The sequence below is a fragment of the Kribbella sp. NPDC026611 genome (assembly GCF_040638345.1).
Lineage (GTDB): Bacteria > Actinomycetota > Actinomycetes > Propionibacteriales > Kribbellaceae > Kribbella.
This window is the reverse complement of the sequence record NZ_JBEZYC010000001.1, coordinates 1,173,755-1,194,423: the sequence shown is the minus strand read 5'-3', so window position 1 is coordinate 1,194,423 and position 20,669 is coordinate 1,173,755. Positions and strand designations below refer to the sequence as shown.

The window sequence follows — 20,669 nt, the reverse complement described above, 5'->3', positions numbered from 1 at the left end:
AGCCTGCGCCCAACCGTAGCGAGCCAGTCCTTTCGCCTCATCGCAGGAGTTCCGTCCGCGGGACCAGGCGGTTGCACACCAGGTCAGCCGTCAGGTTGATCAGCAGCGCCGCCACCGCAAGCACCAACGTCAACGCCTGCACGACCGGCACGTCGCGCGTCTCCACTCCGTCGATCAGCGCCGTCGCAAAGCCCGGGATCGCGAAGATCGCCTCCACCACGAGCACCCCGCCGAGGAGCGTGTCGCCGGTCCGCGCGAGCTCCTGGACACCCGGGACGGCCGCATTCGGGAGCACATGCCGCAGCAGCAGTTGCCGACGCGGTACGCCGAGCCGCCGCGCCTGGACGACGTACTCCGCATGCAACGCCGCGACTGTCCCCGCCCGGACCTGCCGTGAGAGCAGACAGACCGTCCGACCGAGCAGTACCGCGACCGGCAGCACCAGCAATGCGGGTGATGCCAACAGACTGCCGCCGATCCACGTCGCCGGCAGCCAGCCGAGCTTGAGCGAAAACACCGCCACCAGGACGACCGCGATCACGAAGTCCGGGATCGCCGACAGCGCGAGCGTGATCGAGGTGATCGCGCGATCGATCCGCCCGTTCTCGCGCGTCCCCATGATGATGCCGAGGGCAACGGCCGACGGTACGACGACCACCAGCGTCGCCAGGGTCAGCACGAGTGTCGCCCCCACCGAGCTCTTGACGATGTCGGCCACCGGTCCGCCGCTGATCAACGACGTACCGAGGTCGCCCGTCAGCACGTTGCCCAGCCAGTGACCGAACCGTTCCACCGCCGGCTGGTCCAGGCCGAGCTGTTGCCTCAATCGTGCGACCTGCTCGGGCGTCAGGGTCTCGGTGAACCGCAGGTCCGCGGCGTCACCGGGCAGCAACGACGTGAGGACAAACACCAGGACCGAGAGCACGACGAGTTGTACGACCGCGAGCAGCGCCCGCTGGACGGCGTACCTCCGCATTCAGGCCAGCCACACCTTGTCGAACCGGCCCGAGTCCAGCGTGTTCGGCGGCACCGCCTGCACACCCTGTAGCGTCGACGCGACCGCGACCAGGTAGTCCGGCAGGCCCCACGCGAGGATGCCGCCCTCGTCCCGGAGCGACTTCTGGAGTAGGCCGTACCGCTTCGACCGGTCAGCCTCGTCCGTCACCGCCCGCGCCGCCGCGAACCCGGCATCGAACTCCGGGCGCCGCCAGTGCGTGACGTTGAACGGCGAAGTCGTGAGGAGCCTGTCGGTGACGTACTGCGGAATTGGCATCGCGCCGGAGCGGTGGTTGCCGATGACACCTTTCGTGAGCAGGTCCTTGGCGTAGGTCTGCGGGCTTCCCGTCGTCACCTTGAGCCGGACGCCCGCCTCGACCGCTTGCTCCGCGAACAACGTCGCCGCCTCGACGAACCCGGCCGACGCATCGGCCGTGAACAGCTCGATCTCCTTGCCGTACAGACCGGCCTTGGTCAGCAGTGCCTTCGCCTGGTCGACATCGCGTTCCCGCTGCGGGAGATCGGCCGGGTAGTACTGGTACCCCTTGCCGAACAGGTCGTTGCCCACCTCCCCTTTTCCGGCGAGCACCACGTCCACCAGTCGTTGCCGATCGGCGAGCAGCTTGAACGCGAGCCGTACGTCGGGATTGTCGAACGGCGGCTGATCCACCTTCATCACGAACGCCTGCATCGTGCTCGCCTTCGCGGCAACGATCCGGACCGCCTTGCCGGCCTCCGCCGTACGGGCGAACGTCGCGGTCATGTCGTTGGCGTACTCCGCTTGCCCTCCTTGGACCGCATTCGCCCGGGCCTCGGAGTCGGCGGAGAGGATGTGCAGCTCCTCGATCCGCGCGGGCTCGTCCCAGTACTCGCCGTACCGGGTCGCGACCATTGACCTGCCTGGCTCGAAGGACTGGAACTTGAAAGCGCCGGTGCCGATTGGTTTGGCCGGATCCTTGAATCCGTTCTTGACGATCTGCGTACCGATGCCGGCCAGCAGGGCAGGGAACTCGGCATTAGGTGCCGTCAGCACCAACTCGACCGTCCGCGCATCAATCGCCCGCGACCTCTTGAGATCCAGCGTCGCGAGACCGGCCTGCGCCACCCGCTCCGGCGCCGCAGGGTCGACGATCCGGGCCAAGCTGTAGAGCACGTCATCGGTAGTGAGCCTGGACCCGTCGTGAAAGGTCGCGTCCCTCAGCTTGAACCGCCAGCTCGTGGCAGTGCTGTCGTGCTCCCACGCCGAAGCCAACCGCCCCACCGGCGTCAGATCCGGCCCCAACTCCACCAGCTTCTCGTACACCGCCTTGTGCCGGGCAATATCCACGAACAAGCTCTGCACATGCGGATCCAGCACCTCCTTGGCGCCGCCCCCCGCATAAACCGCCCGCAACCGCCCACCCTGCACCGGCCGCCCCACCGCACCCCCGTCCACCCCACACCCGGCGGCCACGGCCAGCCCCATCCCACCAGCCATCCCAAGAAACCCACGCCGACTCACCCCATCGCCCACGCGCCACATCCTCACCTTAGTGAAAACGATTGTCAACTCCAGCGCGCATCCGGAGGCGATCTTCATTCTCTCCACGCCACCGACCGACTGCGCTCCGTAACGGCGTGTCCCACCACCAACCACCCAACGCGGTGCTACGCCCGACTCCTCCTCCGCCGCCCCAACGCAGTGCTACGCGCCGCTCCTTCGTCGCCGTGCTCCGCGCCGCTCCCACCTCCCCCGGCTTAGCGCCGGCATGTTGCGAGCTGGCGCTCGCGGGTGACTACCGCGGGCTCACGCACTACCTGGTCTGACTGCTGGTGCGTGGTCCTGCTGGTAGTCCCATCGCGGTGCTACACGCCGCCCCACCCACCCGTCTGTTCGGGGCGAGTGCCCCGGGTGCTTCCGGTTGGCGCCGGGTTCTGCTCGCTACGCTCGCGGGTTGTTCGCTTCGCTCGCGGGTTGCGCGCTACCGCTCGCGGGTTCGCGGCTGCCGCCGCGGGGTTGCCCGCTGACGCTCGCAGGTGACAGCCGCGGGCCGGCCGGCTACCTGAACATCTGCCCCGGCCGGCGCAGCTCGATCAACCGTTCGCGCCGCCGGGTCCACCGTTCCTCCTGCCGAGGACCTCAGATCTCCGGAACATAAATGCCACCTGGTGACACTTATGTTCCGCAGATCGGGTGCCCTCACACTTCAGTGGCGGCGTCTCCTGTAGACCGCTGAAGAACCCCACCAACCACCTCGCCTCCCGCCCCAGCTCTGGTCTGCCGAATCCGTCGTCCACACCCGTCATCACCTGGTCGCATACGAAGGACACCGCCCGAGGCAGTCACCGCGAGCGGCAGCGAGCAACTCCACGGCGCCAGCCGCGAACCCCGGCGCCAGCCGGAAGTCCGCGAGCGCAGCGAGCGAGCCCCGGGCACTCGCCGGATGCACCGGGGCGGCAGCCCCGAGAAACAGGGTGGGTGGGGCGGCGCGTAGTGCGGCGACGAAGGAGCCGTGCGTAGCACCGCGATGGGACTACCACCAGCACCACTCACCACGAGTACGACAAGTAGTGCGCCCGCCCGGGGTAGTCACCCGCGAGCGGCAGCGAGCAGCCCGCGGCGCCAGCCGCGAATATGCGGGCGGCGGCCCGCAACAAGGCAGCGGCAGCTGGCAGCACGCCGGCGCTAGCCCGGCAGGAAGCCGGCGTTAAGCCGGAGGGTGGGTGGGAGCGCGCGTAGCGGCCGCGGCGGAGGAGCGCAGCGACGACAGAGCGACCGCGGAGCACGCGTGGGGCACGTGGGGGCACGCGTGGGGTGGTTATTCGTCGCAGTCCGACGTGGTGCAGGTGGTCGGGAGGTGGGTGGTTATGCGGGTCAGGAGGGTGGTGAGTTGGTCTACCTCGGCCGGGGTGAGATGGTCGAAGAAGAAGGTGCGGACGGCCGTCACGTGATCAGGCGCCGCGGCTTCGATGGCTTTGCGGCCTAGGGGGGTGATGCGGACCATGGAGCCGCGGGCGTCTGAGGGGCAGTCTTCTCGGGTTACCAGGCCGCGTTTTTCCATGCGGCTGACCTGGTGGGAGAGGCGGCTGCGTTCCCAGCCGACGGAGCGGCCCAGGTCGCGGGTGCGGAGTACGCCGTCTTCGGCCACGGACAGGGGATGCAGGAGCGCGTAGTCGGCGCCGGACAGGCCTGAGTTGGTGATCAGGCGCGACTCGAGCGCGCGCATCAGCTCGCGGTACGTCTCGCGGTACGACTCCCAGAGTCCCGCCTCACGCTCGTCGAGCCATTGCGTCTCCGTCACCACCTCAGTGTACGGATATCTGTTGACATGTCACCAACTCGTTTTACGGTGTGCGCGACAGGGCAACGGCGAGGCCGATCGTGCCGGCCATCAGCAGGAGCTCGACGGCGGCGAGGCGGCGGAAGGCGGCCGGGTTGCCGGTGGCGAGTTCGGGGAGGGTCGTACGGCGGTGCCACCAGCCGACCGCGACCAGCGCCGCGAACGCGATCGTCTTCGCGAACACGAGAGCGCCGTACGGGGTCGTCACCCACTGCGTGATCAGGCCCCAGCCTTCGTCCCGCCCACCCAGGTGGATCTCCGCGGTCAGGAGCCCGGTGACCCCCATCGCCACCGCGCATCCGAGCGCCAGCGTGCTGAATACCTCAACAGCCGCACGCGAACGGGCATACCGCAGTACTGCGCCCAGCCCGCCGACCCAGGCGGTTGCGGCGACGACGTGTACGACGAGGGAGGTGGTCGCGAGGACCGACCAGAAGCTGGTCCGGTCGATCGCGCCGTGGCCGGTGAGCAGGGGGCCGGTCAGCGCAGCCACGGTCAGCGCCGCGGCCCACCGCGCGCCTCGGAGGGTGCGTACGCCGCTCAGCACAACAGCCAGTACTGCGGTCAGTACGACGGCAGCCGCCAGCGCGCGCACTTGCGTGAGCTGACCGGCCGGTGCCGCGTGTTCGGCCAGATGTGAGAGCGGGATGCCGAGGATGACGGTCGCAGTTGCGATCAGCCCGCCGATACTCGCCACCGCCCACACCCCGGCGGCCAACGCAGCGTCCTGACAAGCCCGGAGCGCTTTGGCACCTAGCTTCCCGTCCTTGGCGGGCAGGAAAAGCACCACTGCCACCAATGCGCCGCCCGTCACGACGGCAGCTCCGTCAGCGAGGATCCGCAGCACCGGAAGCGCCCACGAGATGCCGAGCCCCGCGCCGAGCAACCCGTCCGAAGCCCGCTTCGGCGCACCCCCACCCGCGAGCAATGCAACCACCATCACCACAAGCCCAGAGGCAACAATCCCAAGCCGAACCAGCCCACGGAACCGCCCACCGGACCCAATCCCCTCCCCCGACGGACCGGCGTCCACCGCCGACCGCTCCACTGACGCCGCGGCAACGGGCTCGCCGGGGTGGCCGGCGGGTGTGGAGTGGTTGGGTTTGTTGGTCATCGGGCGGCGGGGCGGCGGCGGACTATGACGATGGCGAGGGCTACGACCACGAGCATGACCAGGCACATCGCCACGATGGTGACGACGTTGGAGTCGTCCGACGTTGCTTGGGGTGTCGTGCCGGCGGGGGCGTTGGCAGGGTGGCCGGCGTGGGTCACCGTGAAGGATCCGGAGATGGTGATCGGGTGGCCGTCCGCGGAGACCACGCGGGCCTCGACCTGGTACCGGCCGGCCTCGATCATCGCGCCGACCGGCTGGGTGACCGTGTTGTCGACGACCTGGACGTTGCCGCTGGCCACGTTCACCCCACTGGGTGACTTCACCTGGACCTGCGTCCCGTTGCTGCCGATCGGTTCGTTGAAGGTCAGGATCACCTTCGACGGCGGGGCCGCCATCGACGAACCGTCCGCCGGCGTCATCGACTCGAGCTTGGCGTGCGCCGCCGCCACGCCGGTGGAGACCACCAGCGCGAGCAGCGACGCCACCAGAACCGCAATCAACCTGCGCACAACTACTTCCCCGACCCCGAACCAACCGGCTCGGAAGCGTCCGGCTCGGAAGCAACCTGCGCGGCAGCTGCCTTACGAGGCCGCAGCCCAAAGGCGAGCCCGAGCAGCCCAACCAGCAACCCACCCCCACCAAGCCACCGCGCCACCGAGTCCGAAGACGACACCGACGTGGTAGCCGCCGCCGGCGTCACAGCCGCGGCCAGCTTCAACGTAGGCGCCGGATGCTCCGGCTCCTCAGCACCGGCCGTTGCGACCTCTTCCCACTTCACCACCGACCCGTCGCTGTACGTCTGATCGGCCGGGAAGCTCAAGGCATCGACCCCCTCGGGCAACTTCCCCACCGACAACGAGAACTCGTCGAAGTCGTTCGGCGGAATCCCGCCGGCGACAGCCGTCCACGTCACCGTGGTGATCGCCTTCGTCAGCGTCACGTCGCCGACCTTGACCGGCGCCGCCAGCTTCTCTTCCTTCTTCTCGACCTTCCACCCGTCCTTCACCTGCGCACCCACGTGCGCGAACGGATGGTCCTTGGGCAACGAGACGACCAGCTTCGTAGTACTGGTGTTGTCGGACTCGGTCGGCACGCGGAACACCAGCTTCGCGTACCCACCCGGCTTGGCGTCCGGCGACGACACCGTGACATGGGCCGACGCGGCGCCGGCCGCGCCGATCAGGACAAGTGCGGACGCGGCAACGATCGCGCCCGCCCGCAGGACAAATCTCTTGGGCATAGAGAACCTTCCACAGGCATACGAGTAGTCCGGCAAACCGCGCCGGTTCAGACAGCTGCGACCACTCGTACGCCGGGAGGCCCACGCCCCGACACGCTCGACCCGAGCCGAGCCCCACGCAGTACGCAAGGCTCGGAGAACCCCACCGCGACCGGCCCATGCACCAGCACCGGCCGCAACCAGGGCAGCCGCGGAAGGAACCGAGCCAGCAACCGCACCACCCGGCCGACCCACCGATGAGCCTGACCGACCGCCAATACCCCAGCCAGTAAGACCGAAAGGTGCGCAGCGGTCATCACCAAACTGCCACCGATCCCCAGCGACATCCCCATCGAGTCGTGCATCGCCGGATGCACCGCATCCAAGGAAACGTGCACGAACAGCTGGATGCACCCCAGCACGAACACCATCAGCAGCCGCTCACCGGCCAGGTACTCCCCCAGCAGCCAGCACACCGCAGCGAGCGCGAGCAAAGGAGAGACGGCCCACCACGGGACCGCGCCGCCCGCGAGCGCATGACCAACTACCGCCATCACGACGCTCAGCGCCGCGACCGCGGAGGTGGCCCTGCTCTCGGTCGGCATCTCGATCCCCTCGCTCAGTCACTCTACGGACAAGCGCAGCTCAGTGTTCCGCCACAAACCGCAGTACTGCGTCCCGGAAGGCCTCCGGCTCCTCGACGTGCCCGAAATGACCGCTCTCCGGCAGCACCACGAGCGAAGCACCCGGAATCCCGTCGGCCAGCTCGCGCGCCGAGTTCTCCGGGCAGATGAAGTCCGCCGTCCCGACGATCACCAGCGTGGGTACGCCGATCTCCCCGAGCCGCGGCCGGATGTCCCACAACGCCGGCTGCCGGTTCGGGTCGACCGTGATGTCCACGGTCTTCATCCACTCCTGCAACCGAGGTGCGACCGCCTCGAAGTCCTTGAAGTACACCGGAAGCAGGCGCTGGAGCATCTCCAGCTCCTCCTCACGACCCGACGGCTCGGACTTCCACGCCGCCAGCACCTGCGCCGCGAGCGGGTCGCCGGCCGGCCGCGCGGCGACGTACGCCTCGATGTTCTTGAACGCCTGCTCGCCGAGCTCCGGCCCATTGAAGGCCATCGAGTCGTAGACGATCACGCCGCGCAGCAGGTCCGCATGGTCCAACGAGGTCTGGAGCGCGACAAACCCGCCGTGCGAGTGGCCGAGCAGGAAGACCCGCTCTTCGCCCAGGTGCCGGATCAGCGCTGCGACGTAGGCAGCGTAGTTCTCCATCGAGTAGTCGCCATCGGGCCGCAGGTCCGAGGCACCGGTCCCGACCGGCTCGAGGTAGACCATCGTCAACTGCTGCTCGAGCTCCGGCATCCGCAGGTACGGCCAGTGCACGCCGGGTCCACCAGGGTGCGCCAGGCAGACCGGACCGCTGCCGTGCACGTGATAGCTGACCCTGACGTCGTCGACGATGAATTCAGGCACGAAAAAAAGTCTCCCCCATCGTGCAACCAAACGCTTCACCGACCACGTTTCCCACGAGACCCCTGGGAGGAGCGCGGGTGAAACCGGACACGGAGCGCGACTACGTGGACTTCGTGACCCACCACGCTAACGCTCTGTGCCGGACCGCCTACCTGCTGTGCGGTGACTGGCGCCGGGCCGAGGACTCGACGCAGGAGGCGCTGATCCGGCTGTACCGGATCTGGGGCCGGATCCAGCGCAAGGGTTCGGTCGCGGCGTACGCGCGGAAGGTGGTGGTCTCCACCACGCTCGACGGCCTGCGCCGCAAGTCCGCGCACGAGGTCGTCAGCGCCGAGGAGCACTTCACCGGCGAGGCGGATTCGTCCGACCCGCTGGCCGTCCTGGAGAACCGCATCGTGATCACCCAGGCGCTCGCCGAGCTCCCGCCCCGGATGCGCGCCTGCGTCGTCCTGCGGTACTTCGACGAGCTCTCCGTCGACGAGACCGCCGCCGTCCTCGAGTGCCGCCCGGGCACGGTCAAGAGCCAGACCCTCCGCGCGCTCGAGAAGCTCCGCAACCACCCCGCGCTGGCCGCGCTGACCGTCGGGGAGCTGGCATGACCAACGAGCTGAAGAACCTGATGGACCGCGCCAGCACCCGGCCCGACGTCTTCGTCCCCGACGCCGCGTCCCTGGTCGCCACCGCGCGGGTCCGGCAGCGCCGGCGCCGGATCACCGGCGCGCTGATGACTGTGGCCGTCGTTCTCGGTACCGCGGCCGGTGGCCTGACCGCGGTCAAGCTATCTGGCGCCGGCGACGTCTCGGTGGCCGGCAGGCCGTCGGACTACCGGCTCTGCACGGTGTCGACCGGCCGGGCGATCAAGGGCGCCTGGTCATGGGAGGTGCTGGCAGAGGTCAAGGACAAGTACGGCAGCGCCAGCGTCCGGCGCTCCGGCGGGCAGTACGCGTTCTGCGTCTCGCAGCCGTCCTCCGCGCCGTACGCCCCACTCGGCAACCGCGGCGGCATCCTGCTCCGCAAGAGTCCGATCAACGACACCAGCAGCATGACGACGGTGTTCGGTCCGGCGCCCAGCAGCGACGTGACGGTGACGGTGCAGACCGGCCTCGAGCAAGCCGGCAACGCCGAGGTGAAGAACGGCTTCTACATCTACCGGCACGTCGACCCGGTCCGGTGGCCGGGAGCCACGCCGACGGCCACGGTCGAGATCCGCACCCAGTCGGGAATGCTCATCGGCCACGGCACCTGGTGACCGGTAGTGGATGATGGGCGGATGCATGTGCCGGTACTGGAGGTCGGGGGCAGCCACGTGACGGCGGCGCTGGTTGCGCCCGGCGAGTGGGAAGTGTCCGTCGTGGAGCGCGCCGAGCTGGAGTCGCAGCTCGCGGCGGAGGCGGTCGTCGAGCAGCTCGCGGCCGCGGCCCGGAAGTTGCCGTTGGCAACCGGCCTGGCGATCGCGCTGCCCGGTCCGTTCGATTTCGCCACCGGGGTGGCCTGGTACCGCGGGCAGGGCAAGTTCGACCAGCTGTACGGGTTCAATCTCGGCCAGGCGCTGAGCGACGAGCTCGGCATCGAACGGCTCGTGTTCGTGAACGACGCGGAGGCGTTCGCGGTCGGCGAGTGGACCGCGGGCGAGGTCCGCGGCGTCGAACGCTGCCTCGGCGTCACGATCGGCACCGGCATCGGTACGGCGTTCCTCGCCGACGGCCGCGTGGTCCGCGAGGGTGACACCGTCCCGCCGGGCGGCGAGCTCTACAAGACGACGTACGCCGGAAAGCCGCTCGAGGACTCGATCTCCGCCCGCGCCATCCTCCGCGCGTACGCCGAAGCCACCGGCGCGGAAGCCCCGGGCGTCAAGGAGATCGCCGACGCAGCCCGCACCGGCGACACCACCGCCCGCACGGTCCTCCTGACCGCGTTCACCAACCTGGCTGACGCCCTCCGGCCCTGGGTGGACGCTTTTGGTGTCACCAAAACAGTCCTGGGTGGCTCGATCTCGGGAGCCTTCGATCTGGTGGATTCGTGCTTCCACACCCCGGTCGCCGCCACCAAGGACACCGAGAAGTCAGCCCTCATCGGCGCCGCGGCCCACTACCTCCGCTCATGAAGATCGCCGCACCGCGCCTGCGGTCGACCCTGGACACCGCGACCCCGGACGACTTCGAGGACGAAGAACGCCTCCTCGACCTCGCGATGGACGACGCGGATCTGAGCGACGTGGAAGCCGAGCATGTCGAGATCAGTGGCTGCCGCCTGACCCGCTGCAAGCTCGCCGGCACCGACCTGGACAAGCTCATCCTCGTCGACACCGAGCTGAACCAGTGCGACGTAGCAAACGCCCGCTGGTCCGACGCCGCGGTCACCCGGCTGGCGATCACCTCGTCCCGGCTGACCGGGTTCGCCGGCCCCGGCATGAGCATCCAGCACGGGACGATCCGCGACAGCGTCCTCGACTTCGCCAGCTTCCGGTTCGCGAAGTTCCAGAAGGTCGAGCTCGCCGACTGCCGCCTGCAGAACGCCGACTTCGTCTCCGCGGACCTGTCCGGCACGGTGTTCCGCCGCTGCGACCTGTCCGGCGCCGAGTTCTCCCAGGTCAAGGCGTCGAAAGCGGTCTTCATCGACTGCACCTGGGACAGCGCCAAGGGCCTGGCCTCGCTGGCCGGCGCGACCGTGGCGTCGGCGAGCCCGATCGACACCCTCACCTTCGCCAGTGCGGTGACCACCGCCACCGGAATCACGCTCGCGCACCCGGACGACCTCGACGGAGCGTGACCCTGCCCACGCGGGACCGGACCGGGCCGGGACGCCCATTAGGGTGGGGCTTGTGACTGACTCGACGATCATCTACACCCACACCGACGAGGCTCCGGCGCTCGCCACGTACTCGTTCCTGCCTGTCGTCCAGGCGTACGCCGGGCAGGCCGGTGTCGGCGTGGAGACCCGGGACATCTCACTGGCCGGCCGGATCCTCGCGCTCTTCCCGGAGTACCTGAAGGACGACCAGCGGATCGCCGACGCGCTCAGCGAGCTGGGCGAGCTGGCCAAGACGCCGGCCGCGAACATCATCAAGCTGCCGAACATCTCCGCCTCGATCCCGCAGCTGAAGGCCGCGGTCGCCGAGCTGCAGTCCCAGGGTTACGCGCTGCCGGAGTACCCGGACGAGCCGAAGACCGACGAGGAGCGGGAGATCCAGGCCCGCTACGACAAGGTCAAGGGCTCCGCGGTGAACCCGGTCCTGCGCGAGGGCAACTCGGACCGCCGCGCGCCCGCCTCGGTGAAGAACTACGCGAAGACCCACCCGCACCGGATGGGCGCGTGGAGCGCCGACTCGAAGACCAACGTCGCCACGATGACCGAGAGCGACTTCCGGTCCACCGAGAAGTCGACCGTGATCGCGGCCTCCGACACGCTGCGGATCGAGCTCGTCGGCGACGACGGCACCACGACCGTGCTGCGCGAGTCGATCCCGGTGCTGGCCGGTGAGGTCGTCGACGCGTCGGTGATGCACGTCGCCGCGCTGCGCGAGTTCCTGGCCGCGCAGGTCGCCCGCGCGAAGGCCGAGGACGTGCTGTTCTCGGTCCACCTGAAGGCGACGATGATGAAGGTCTCCGACCCGATCATCTTCGGCCACGTCGTCCGGACCTTCTTCCCGAAGACCTTCGCGCAGTACGGCGAGGTGCTGGCGAAGGCCGGCCTCAGCCCGAACGACGGGCTCGGTGGCATCCTGACCGGGATCGCCGGACTGCCCGAGGGCGCGGAGATCAAGGCATCGTTCGACGCCGAGCTGGCCGACGGCCCGAAGCTCGCGATGGTCGACTCCGACCGCGGGATCACCAACCTGCACGTCCCGTCCGACGTGATCGTCGACGCGTCGATGCCGGCGATGATCCGGACCTCGGGTCACATGTGGGGCCCGGACGGCGCCGAGGCCGACACCCTCGCCGTACTCCCGGACCACAGCTACGCGGGGATCTACCAGGTCGTTCTCGACGACTGCCGCGCGAACGGCGCGTTCGACCCGGCCACGATGGGCTCGGTGCCGAACGTCGGCCTGATGGCGCAGAAGGCCGAGGAGTACGGCTCGCACGACAAGACGTTCGAGATCCAGACCACCGGCACCGTCCGGCTGGTGAACCAGGCCGGCGAGGCTGTCCTCGAGCAGGCCGTCCAGGCCGGCGACATCTTCCGCGCCTGCCAGACCAAGGACGACCCGATCCGCGACTGGGTGAAGCTGGCCGTCACCCGGGCCCGCGCGACCGGCGACCCGGCGGTGTTCTGGCTGGACGAGACCCGGGCGCACGATGCGCAGATCATCGCGAAGGTCACCAAGTACCTGGCCGACCACGACACCGACGGGCTGGACCTGCGGATCCTGGCGCCGGAGGACGCGATCAAGTTCTCGCTGGAGCGGATCCGGCGCGGGGAGAACACGATCTCGGTGACCGGCAACGTGCTGCGCGACTACCTGACCGACCTGTTCCCGATCCTCGAGCTCGGCACCAGCGCGAAGATGCTCTCGGTCGTCCCGCTGATGGCCGGCGGCGGTCTGTTCGAGACCGGCGCGGGTGGTTCGGCGCCGAAGCACGTGCAGCAGCTGATCAAGGAGAACTACCTGCGCTGGGACAGCCTGGGCGAGTTCTTCGCGCTCGCCGCGAGCTTCGAGCACCTGGCGCAGGCGACCGGCAACGCCCGGGCGCAGATCCTGGCCGACACGCTCGACCGCGCGACCGCCACGTTCCTGAACGAGGACAAGTCCCCGACCCGTCGCGTCGGCGGCATCGACAACCGCGGCAGCCACCTCTACCTGTCCCTGTACTGGGCGCAGGAGCTGGCCAAGCAGACCGACGACGCGGAGCTGGCGAAGGTGTTCGCCCCGCTGGCGGAGACACTCGCGGCGAACGAGCAGACGATCGTCGACGAGCTGATCGCAGTCCAGGGCAGCCCTGCCGACCTCGGCGGCTACTACCAGCCCGACCCGGCTAAGGCCGCCGCGGTGATGCGTCCGTCCAAGACCTGGAACGACGCTCTCGCTTCGCTCTGACGGCTTGTGTGAAAGGCGCCCGGTGCCGGCACCGGGCGCCGTTCGCTGTCAGGACGTGAACGGGACGCGGGTCCAGCTCAGGACTGCGGGGTTGCGGGAGTCGATCGTGACGCGGAGGTAGTCGTCGTCACCGGTCGACCCGTCCACGGTGATGCGGGACAGGTTCTCGACCGGCGTACTCACGCCGTAGAACTTGGTCCACGCCGACGCGGCCGAGAGCGGCTTGTCGCTGTTGTAGACGTGGCTGTCACCGTTGAAGAGGTACACCGGCCCGCGGAAGGTCGCGGACTCGCGGGCGATCTCCTGCACGATCGGCTGAAACGCGTAGTAGTCCGCGAACGACGGGTTGGCCACGGTCGGGTCGAACATGTCGGCCTGCGTGAGCAGTACGACGGCCTGGTTGTGGTCGCTCCGAGCCTGGGCGAACGTGTCGCGGATGCTCTGCATGACAGCCGCCGTCCGGTTCAGCACCTCGGCGGTCTGCTCCGGGGTCGGTGCGGTCTTGCCCGTCCAGGGCACCATGCTGTTGTTGCTGCCAACGATGTGCAGCGCGGCGAAGGCGACGTTGCCGCGGGTGAACCGGACGTCCTCCGGAATGCCCTGCGCCACTTGGCTCTCGACCTTCACCGAATGCCGGCCGAGCGTCCGGCCGGGCTGCGGGAAGAACACCTGACGCACCTTCGCGAGGCGCTCGAGCGGGTTGTACGCGCCGTTGTTCACGCGGTGGCAGTCGGTCCACTCGTTGTCGCCGACGGTGTAGACCAGCGGGTCGGCGAACCGGTCGAACTGCGTCTTCACCTGCCCGAAGTACTCGTCGCTGCACACCGACGAGCCGTCCTTGATGTCGCCGAGGTGCGTGACCAGCTTGACCGGCCGGTCCGCGTTGATCTGGTCGACCACCTTCGGGAACCGGGCGATCTGCGCCGGTCCGTACGGGATGTCGCCGATCACGGCGAAGGAGAACGTGTCCGGACCCCGGTCCGCGGCGGCGGACGGGATACCGACCGCCAGTCCGACCAGGGCCAAGCACACCGAGACCACAGGCACACGACGAACTCTCACGACTTCCTCCAGTTCCGAACGGATACAGGCCAACTTTTCGGTCGGCCGGTGAACTGCGGCGCACCACCGGATGAACTTCCCGGGCCTGAGATTCCGCTGAGCGATCCGCCGGCGGCGGCTGTACGGCGAGGAAATGCTTGGCCGCAACCGGATTCTCGTTCCTACACTGCGACCATGACAACGACCAGCTCCGTGCTTGCCGCGCAGGCGACGGACTTTCCCCGGTGGTACCAGGACGTGATTGCCAAAGCCGAGCTCGCCGAGAACGGGCCGGTCCGGGGGACCATGGTCGTGCGACCGTACGGGTACGGGATCTGGGAACTGCTGCAGGGCGCAATGGACCGCCGGATCAAGGCGGCCGGTGCCGCCAATGCCTATTTCCCGTTGCTGATCCCGGAGAACTACCTGCGCCGCGAGGCCGAGCACGTCGAAGGTTTCAGCCCTGAGCTGGCCGTCGTGACGGTTGCTGGAGGCAAGGAGCTGGAAGAGCCGCTGGTGGTCCGGCCCACGTCGGAGACGATCATCGGTGAGTATCTGGCGAAGTGGGTGCAGAGCTACCGCGACCTTCCGTTGCTGCTCAACCAGTGGGCCAACGTGGTGCGCTGGGAGCTGCGGCCGCGGTTGTTCCTGCGGACGACGGAGTTCCTGTGGCAGGAGGGTCACACCGCCCATGCGACTGCCGCCGACGCTCGTGCGTATGCGACCAAGATCCTGTACGACGTGTACCGCGACGTGATGGTGAACGTGCTGGCGATTCCGGTCGTCGCCGGTCGCAAGACGCGGCGCGAACGCTTCGCGGGAGCGGTGAACACGATGACGCTCGAGGCGATGACGGGCGACGGGAAGGCGTTGCAGATGGGCACGTCCCACGAGCTCGGCCAGAACTTCGCGCGCGCGTTCGACATCGGCTACCTGTCCAGCGCCGGGCAGCGCGAGCTGGCGTGGACGACGTCGTGGGGCAGCAGCACGCGGATGCTCGGCGGCCTGATCATGGTCCACGGCGACGACGCCGGCCTCCGGGTCCCGCCCGCGGTCGCGCCAGTCCAGGTCGTCGTACTCGCGGTCAAGGACACGGTCCTCGAGGCTGCCCAACGGATCGCCGACGAGCTGATCGCTGCTGGAGTCCGGGTAGTTGTCGACAACCGCACCGACCAGCCCTTCGGCCGGCGGGCAGTCAACTGGGAGCTCAAGGGCGTCCCGATCCGCGTCGAGCTCGGTCCCCGGGACCTGGCCGGCGAGGTCGCGACCGTCGTACGCCGCGTCCACAACACCAAGTCGCCGGTCGCGTTGTCGGACCTGACCACAACCATCACGTCAGCTCTAACCGCCGACCAATCACACCTCCTGACGAGTGCCACCACCAGCCAGCACGCCCGTATCTCCGCGGTCACCACAGTGGCGGAGGCAATCGAAGCCGCCGCCGACGGCTGGGCAGCGGTCCCGTACGACGCTGTGGGTGAGTCCGGGGAGGATCAGTTGGCGGAGTCGGGTATCACCATCCGCTGCCTGCAACGCGAAGACGGCACCCTGCCAACAGAAGACAACGAACCCGGCCTCACAGCCTTCGTTGCCCGCAGCTACTAACCCTATCCCGCCCGGCCCTGACGGGCCGGGCGGGATGGGTGGTGGAGCGGGCCGCCCTGGCGCGCGGTGGTGGGGTGGGCCCGGGGGGCCGGGGGCGGAGCGGGTTGCGGGCTAGTTGTTGTAGGGGTCGGCTGTTAGGTGGAGGTCGGTGGTGGGGGTTGGGGTGGTGATGGTGACTGGGCGGGTTTTCCGGGGAGTAGCCAGAAGTAGTTGTCGGAGTAGGTTGCCGGGAGCACTCGTTCGCCGGACCGGTCCCGTAGTGACAGGCGGATCAGCGCCGCTACCGACGTACCGGTGTTGCGGATGGTTGCGGTCAGCTTCCCGCGGGCGACGGTCGATCGGACCTGCAGCCGTGCCGTCGGTAGTTCGTTGAGGTGTTGCATGTCCGTTGGGGTTCGGTAGCGCCAGTAGGTGTTCTCCGACAGCACCGAGCCGTTGACCAGCCGTAGTCTCAGCAGGTGCAGGGCCGGCAGGTCGTCGCCGAAGGGCACCTTGAAGCTGTCCGTCTTGTTGCTGGCAGCAACCGACACCGGCGCGGTGTTCGTGGCCAGCAGCTTGCCGGTCAGGTCGTAGATCTCCGCCACCACCGACCCACTGACAGCTGACGTGGTGTGGTTGACCACCACTGTCGTCCAGTCGGTCGGGTTCGCCTGGACGTGGATCGGCTCGCACCCGGCGCGGGCTCCGTAGTAACTGCCGTTCACATCGAGGTCGTAGTCGTAGGTCTGCCAAACAGTCGAGTGCCACGCCGGATGCGACATCCACAGCAGCAGCGCCGACGCGTCCGCCCACAGGTGCGCGTTCCACGCCTCGAACATCGCCCGCATGTTCTCGTAGTTCACGAACTGCGCCTTACGCGTGAACTCTTCCAGCCCACTCGACGACCCAAGCCGCTCGTCCACCGCACCGAGGTACGTGTCCGGCCGCTGGTTCCCGTGCAGAGACCAGTCGTGGTGGTACCACGGCGTACCGATCGGCCACCCCGGATCGTCGTCCCCGACCAGGTGCCGCATGCTCTCCACGACCGGGATCGTCGGCATCCCGATCTCGGTGTGGAAGCCGAAGTTGGCCGTGTCGTAGGTGTTCGCGTCGAAGTACTTCACCGGATCGACCCAGTAGTACGGCCCGTGCCCGGAGACGAACCCGGCCGCCGAGTTCGGCAGGTACAGGATCTCGTCGTCCTCCGCGCGGACGGCGGCGGTGATCACGGCGTCGATCGCGGCCGGCGGATTCTCCTCGTTCGCCCCGCACCAGATCACGATGCACGGGTGCGTCCGGTAGCGGACGATGGTGTCGCGCGCGATCTCGGCGTACCCGGGCAGGTTGTCCGTGAACGGACCGGCCTCCCAGAAGTCGTTCCAGACCAGGATCCCGTTCTCGTCGCAGGCCTGGTAGAACTCCTCCCGCGTGCTGGAGCCGATCCAGTTCCGGATCATGGTGAAGTTCATGTCCCGGTGCATGCCGATCACGGCCCGCAGCCGCTCTGCGGGCATCCGGCGGAGCAGCTCGTCCCAGCCCCAGTTGCCGCCGCGGCAGAACACCCGCACGCCGTTCACGCTGATCTTCAACGGCACCGGCGCGTTGCTGACCTCCTCCACATCGGTCCAGTGCTGACCGTCCTGGGAAACCTGGATCGTGAACAGGAGCGCGTACGCCGTCTCCCACAACAACTCAACCCGGTCGAAGGCCTTCGGAGCCCCCAGATCAACCTGAATCCATTCGTCATCGTCGTACTGCGAGGACCACCGGCTGCGATCGTTCCCGTCGATCGCCTGCGCCGCCGGGCTCCCGTCATCGGACGAGGCCGTCGCCGTACCACCCCGGGCCAGATCGACCGACGGATCGGCGCTGTCCTTGATCGCCAACGTCCACAGCGAATACCCCCAGCCGGTCGCGCGCCGCCGGCCCTGGATCCGGACGTACTGCGCGGTCTGCTGTGCGAACGTGACCGTCTGGGCAGCGCTGTTCGTCGCGGGATCGATCACGATCGGCAGGTCGTAGTCGTACCCGAACTCCCGGATCCCAAAGGTGGTCGTCCTGCTGTCACTCACCTGACCGCCAATACTGGCCGTCACGCTCAACTCGTGCAGCGTCGGCTCGCCGTATCCGTTCGGCCACCACAGTTCAGGGTCATCGAAGGTTTCCGGATCGAAGACCACGTCCGTGATGGCCCTGGACTGCAGGGTGATGGTTCTGGTCGCAGTACGGCCGTAGAACTGGGCCTTCACCGTGACCGTGCGGGCGGAGCCAGCCGCGTTGCGGATCGGGACCGTGACGGCGACAGTTGCCTTGTCGACCGAAGGAACCTTTGTCACCACGCGGGTGTCGCCAACGATCACGTCTCCGGTGAAGCGCAGCCGGACGTGGTTCCAGATGCCGGCGGCGCGGTCGCGGACGGCCGGCATCCAGTCCCAACCGGAAGCTGCCAGCAGCGTCGGCGAGTCCAAGTAGAGCGTCGCCGCCTGCACGAACGACTGGCCCGCATCGCCCTTGTCACCAGCCGATCCCGGATGCGGCATCGGAGTGATCCGAACCGCCAGCGCATTCTTCGCCTGCAGCGCCGCCGTCACGTCGAACGCCGCCCGAGCGAACGGATGCTGCAATGACCCGACCTGCTGCCCGTTCAGCCACACCTCGGCCAGGTGGTTGATCCCGTCGAACTCGAGCCACGCCCGGGTCCCGCTCGCAACGGGCCGGTCGAACTTCCGGTGGTACCACCACGCGTGCCGGCTCAGCGCTTCCGGGATCTCGAGGTTGTTCATCCCCTCGACCGGATCCGGGAAGCGCCCCTGCTCCACCAGCGACCCGAGCACGGTACCCGGTACGACGGCCGGCAACCACGTCGACGTGTCCACACCGGGCTGCCCGAGTACGGCGCCATCCGCCGTACCAGCGAAGTCGTCCATCGTCAGCGTCCACCCGGACTCGATCGGGTAGGTCCCGTCGGCCGCGACCTGCAGCGCCGGCGGCTTGTCCGTGTGCCGGCCCCAGTCGGTCCAGCCGCTCGCCGGTGGACGGGACCCGGTCGCGGTGCCGTAGACCTGGAAGCCGTTCAGACCAAGGGTGTTCGAGTTCGCCTGCCGGGTGCCGGTGAGCCGGACGTACTGCGCGGTGGCCGGGGCGCTGAGCTTGATGTCGACCGTGCCGCCCGGGCTGTTCGTCGCCTGGTGCGCGGTGTGCCAGGACACGCCATCGGTCGACGTTTCGACGCGGAAGTCCAACGGCGAACTGGAGAGCAGTTCCTGACCGGTCGTGTTGCCGTAGGGGTTGCCACCGGAGAAGTCGAACGCCGGATCCTGCGCGGTCGCCTCGAACGTCAGCCGCACCGACTCCACCCGGCACTGGGCCTGCAGGTCGACCATGATCCACTGCGGGTCGGTCCCACCGGCCCGCCACCCGGATCCGCGCACCCCCGGCACGCTCAACCCGTCAACGGCGAACTCCGGCGGCGTCGCGGCGTACGCGCTGGACGATGCACGCACCGGGCGATACCGCGCCAGGTCTGTCGGCGGGGCAGCGGGAGCGGCGACGGACTGTCCGGCGGGGAGGCTCAGACTGGCGAGCAACCCGCCACTCGCGGCCAGAAACGTCCGGCGGGACACAGGATCGAGCGGCACAGGAGCCTCCCAGGGCGGCGGGATAATTCGGAATTAACCACCCCGGAAATTACTTCATACCCTCAAGTATGTCGAGAGGTCAGCGCGCCAGGTACTTCCGGACGTCGTCCGCGACCTGCGCCCGGTTCGCCATCCCGTACTTGCGCAGGATCGCGCTCAGGTGTGTCTTCACCGTGTTCAGGCTGATCCCGAGCTCGGCCGCGAGCTGGTCGTTGTCGAACCCGTCGACCAGCAGCACGGCGACCCCCTGCTGGGCCTTCGTCAGCGTGCCGAACCGCTGCTCCGGAGCCTCGTCGGTGTTCATCATCATCTCGATGAGCTCGGTCTGGATGTGCTCGGTGGCCTCGATGAGGCGGGACAGGTGACCGTGCACGCCGACCGAGACGTCCGGCTCGTCCAGCGCCTCGGCGGCGATCTCGCGGAGCGACGCGATCCGGTGGGTGAGGTACTCCATCACGTGGTCCGACGTCAGCAGGTTCGGGCCGCTGTCCCCGGCCGGCAGCCGGCGCAACGCGTCCCGGTCCTCACCTTCGCGGGTCAGCACCCGCTCGACCACGCCACACAACCATTCGAACGCACGGACCGTGTTGTCGTCGTACGACCTGGGCTCGTAGCTCTGCATCGAGAGCATCCCGAAGAGTTGGTCCGGACCGTCCTTCGACGGCCGGAAGATCGGCACCGTCACGGCGTCCTGGGACCACCGGCCGACGTCACCGATCGGTACGCCGGCATGCAGCGCGGCCCCGTTGTCGTAGGCGAACCGGTACGTCTGCCGGTTCTTCAGCAGCCACGCGGTCTGACCCTTCGGGCCGAAGATGTGCGTATCGGGGTCGATGTAGTGGCCATCGTCGTACCCGTAGGGATAGCGCACTCGCGTCGTGCCCTGCAAGAAGCCCACGTAGAACGTGTCGACGCGCGCGATCTTGCCGGCCACCACCCGTACGTAGTCGTACAGACCGTAGTGGTCGGCGCGGTACAGCGCCTCGATCTTGTGGTACGCCTCCCGGAGGATGATCGCGGTCTCCGCGTCGATCCTCAGCGGAAAGCCTCTGTCTCCCTCCACAACGCCGGCTCCCCACACACCCTTGCCGTATCGATCACTCGATACTGCCGCTGGGCGCGCCGATTGCCAAGCGCAGGCGTGGCGAGCTGGGGGTGAATCTTCGCCGAACACCCCGGCGTACTCGCTGTTTGTAGTCGCGGGCGGTGGGCCCGAGTTCCCGAGTCGCCCTCCCAAGCC

Annotated in this window: 17 protein-coding genes; 6 read left to right on the top strand and 11 right to left on the bottom strand. The window is 68.4% G+C overall.

Annotation, left to right across the window (positions count from 1 at the left end; genetic code table 11):
* Positions 1–37 precede the first annotated feature (37 nt).
* From AB0E69_RS05985 to AB0E69_RS05950, 8 genes are all read right to left on the bottom strand, one after another.
* Complete coding sequence (locus tag AB0E69_RS05985; RefSeq protein WP_360140206.1) at positions 38–976, bottom strand: ABC transporter permease; 939 nt, start codon at positions 974–976, stop codon at positions 38–40.
* Positions 977–2,473: an ABC transporter substrate-binding protein gene (locus AB0E69_RS05980; protein ID WP_360140203.1), complete on the bottom strand. Its 1,497-nt coding sequence runs from the start codon at positions 2,471–2,473 to the stop codon at positions 977–979.
* Positions 2,474–3,794: 1,321 nt separating this feature from the next.
* The gene (locus AB0E69_RS05975; protein ID WP_360140200.1) at positions 3,795–4,277 is read right to left on the bottom strand and encodes a MarR family winged helix-turn-helix transcriptional regulator; all 483 of its coding nucleotides are present in this window, start codon (positions 4,275–4,277) and stop codon (positions 3,795–3,797) included.
* 43 nt (positions 4,278–4,320) lie between these two features.
* Positions 4,321–5,256: a CopD family protein gene (locus AB0E69_RS05970; protein WP_360140197.1), complete on the bottom strand. Its 936-nt coding sequence runs from the start codon at positions 5,254–5,256 to the stop codon at positions 4,321–4,323.
* A gap of 170 nt (positions 5,257–5,426) precedes the next feature.
* Positions 5,427–5,939, bottom strand: a complete 513-nt coding sequence (locus AB0E69_RS05965; RefSeq protein WP_360140194.1) for a copper resistance CopC family protein — start codon at positions 5,937–5,939, stop codon at positions 5,427–5,429.
* Between the two features lie 2 nt (positions 5,940–5,941).
* Entirely contained in the window at positions 5,942–6,670 is a 729-nt protein-coding gene (locus AB0E69_RS05960) for a YcnI family protein (protein WP_360140191.1), read from the bottom strand.
* Between the two features lie 47 nt (positions 6,671–6,717).
* On the bottom strand, positions 6,718–7,254 hold the full coding sequence (locus AB0E69_RS05955; RefSeq protein ID WP_360140188.1) for a hypothetical protein: 537 nt from the start codon (positions 7,252–7,254) through the stop codon (positions 6,718–6,720).
* Positions 7,255–7,294: 40 nt separating this feature from the next.
* The gene (locus AB0E69_RS05950; protein ID WP_360140185.1) at positions 7,295–8,128 is read right to left on the bottom strand and encodes an alpha/beta hydrolase; all 834 of its coding nucleotides are present in this window, start codon (positions 8,126–8,128) and stop codon (positions 7,295–7,297) included.
* A gap of 77 nt (positions 8,129–8,205) precedes the next feature.
* Between AB0E69_RS05950 and AB0E69_RS05945 the strand changes: the two genes are divergently transcribed.
* Genes AB0E69_RS05945 through AB0E69_RS05925 form a run of 5 tightly spaced genes read left to right on the top strand, consistent with a single transcriptional unit; the run spans position 8,206 to position 13,166 of the window.
* Positions 8,206–8,727: a SigE family RNA polymerase sigma factor gene (locus AB0E69_RS05945; RefSeq protein WP_360140182.1), complete on the top strand. Its 522-nt coding sequence runs from the start codon at positions 8,206–8,208 to the stop codon at positions 8,725–8,727.
* The gene (locus tag AB0E69_RS05940) at positions 8,724–9,377 is read left to right on the top strand and encodes a hypothetical protein (RefSeq protein WP_360140179.1); all 654 of its coding nucleotides are present in this window, start codon (positions 8,724–8,726) and stop codon (positions 9,375–9,377) included. Before AB0E69_RS05945 ends, AB0E69_RS05940 begins: the two co-directional genes overlap by 4 nt.
* A gap of 21 nt (positions 9,378–9,398) precedes the next feature.
* Positions 9,399–10,232, top strand: coding sequence for an ROK family protein (locus AB0E69_RS05935; RefSeq protein WP_360140176.1), 834 nt, complete (start codon positions 9,399–9,401; stop codon positions 10,230–10,232).
* Positions 10,229–10,897, top strand: coding sequence for a pentapeptide repeat-containing protein (locus tag AB0E69_RS05930; RefSeq protein WP_360140173.1), 669 nt, complete (start codon positions 10,229–10,231; stop codon positions 10,895–10,897). The genes AB0E69_RS05935 and AB0E69_RS05930 overlap by 4 nt, the downstream gene beginning before the upstream one ends.
* Positions 10,898–10,949: 52 nt before the next feature.
* Positions 10,950–13,166 carry an NADP-dependent isocitrate dehydrogenase gene (locus tag AB0E69_RS05925; protein WP_360140170.1) on the top strand — a complete coding sequence of 739 codons (2,217 nt, stop codon included), beginning with the start codon at positions 10,950–10,952 and terminating at the stop codon, positions 13,164–13,166.
* Between the two features lie 48 nt (positions 13,167–13,214).
* Here the strand turns inward: AB0E69_RS05925 and AB0E69_RS05920 are convergent, their stop codons facing one another.
* Positions 13,215–14,228, bottom strand: a complete 1,014-nt coding sequence (locus AB0E69_RS05920; protein ID WP_360140167.1) for a metallophosphoesterase — start codon at positions 14,226–14,228, stop codon at positions 13,215–13,217.
* Positions 14,229–14,402: 174 nt separating this feature from the next.
* Between AB0E69_RS05920 and proS the strand changes: the two genes are divergently transcribed.
* Positions 14,403–15,812 carry a proline--tRNA ligase gene (gene proS / locus AB0E69_RS05915; RefSeq protein ID WP_360140164.1) on the top strand — a complete coding sequence of 470 codons (1,410 nt, stop codon included), beginning with the start codon at positions 14,403–14,405 and terminating at the stop codon, positions 15,810–15,812.
* Positions 15,813–15,946: 134 nt separating this feature from the next.
* Here proS and AB0E69_RS05910 read toward each other — a convergent pair whose 3' ends face one another.
* Both AB0E69_RS05910 and AB0E69_RS05905 read right to left on the bottom strand, forming a co-directional pair.
* Positions 15,947–19,429: a discoidin domain-containing protein gene (locus AB0E69_RS05910; protein WP_360140161.1), complete on the bottom strand. Its 3,483-nt coding sequence runs from the start codon at positions 19,427–19,429 to the stop codon at positions 15,947–15,949.
* A gap of 79 nt (positions 19,430–19,508) precedes the next feature.
* Entirely contained in the window at positions 19,509–20,492 is a 984-nt protein-coding gene (locus AB0E69_RS05905; protein WP_360140158.1) for a LuxR C-terminal-related transcriptional regulator, read from the bottom strand.
* Positions 20,493–20,669: the final 177 nt, after the last annotated feature.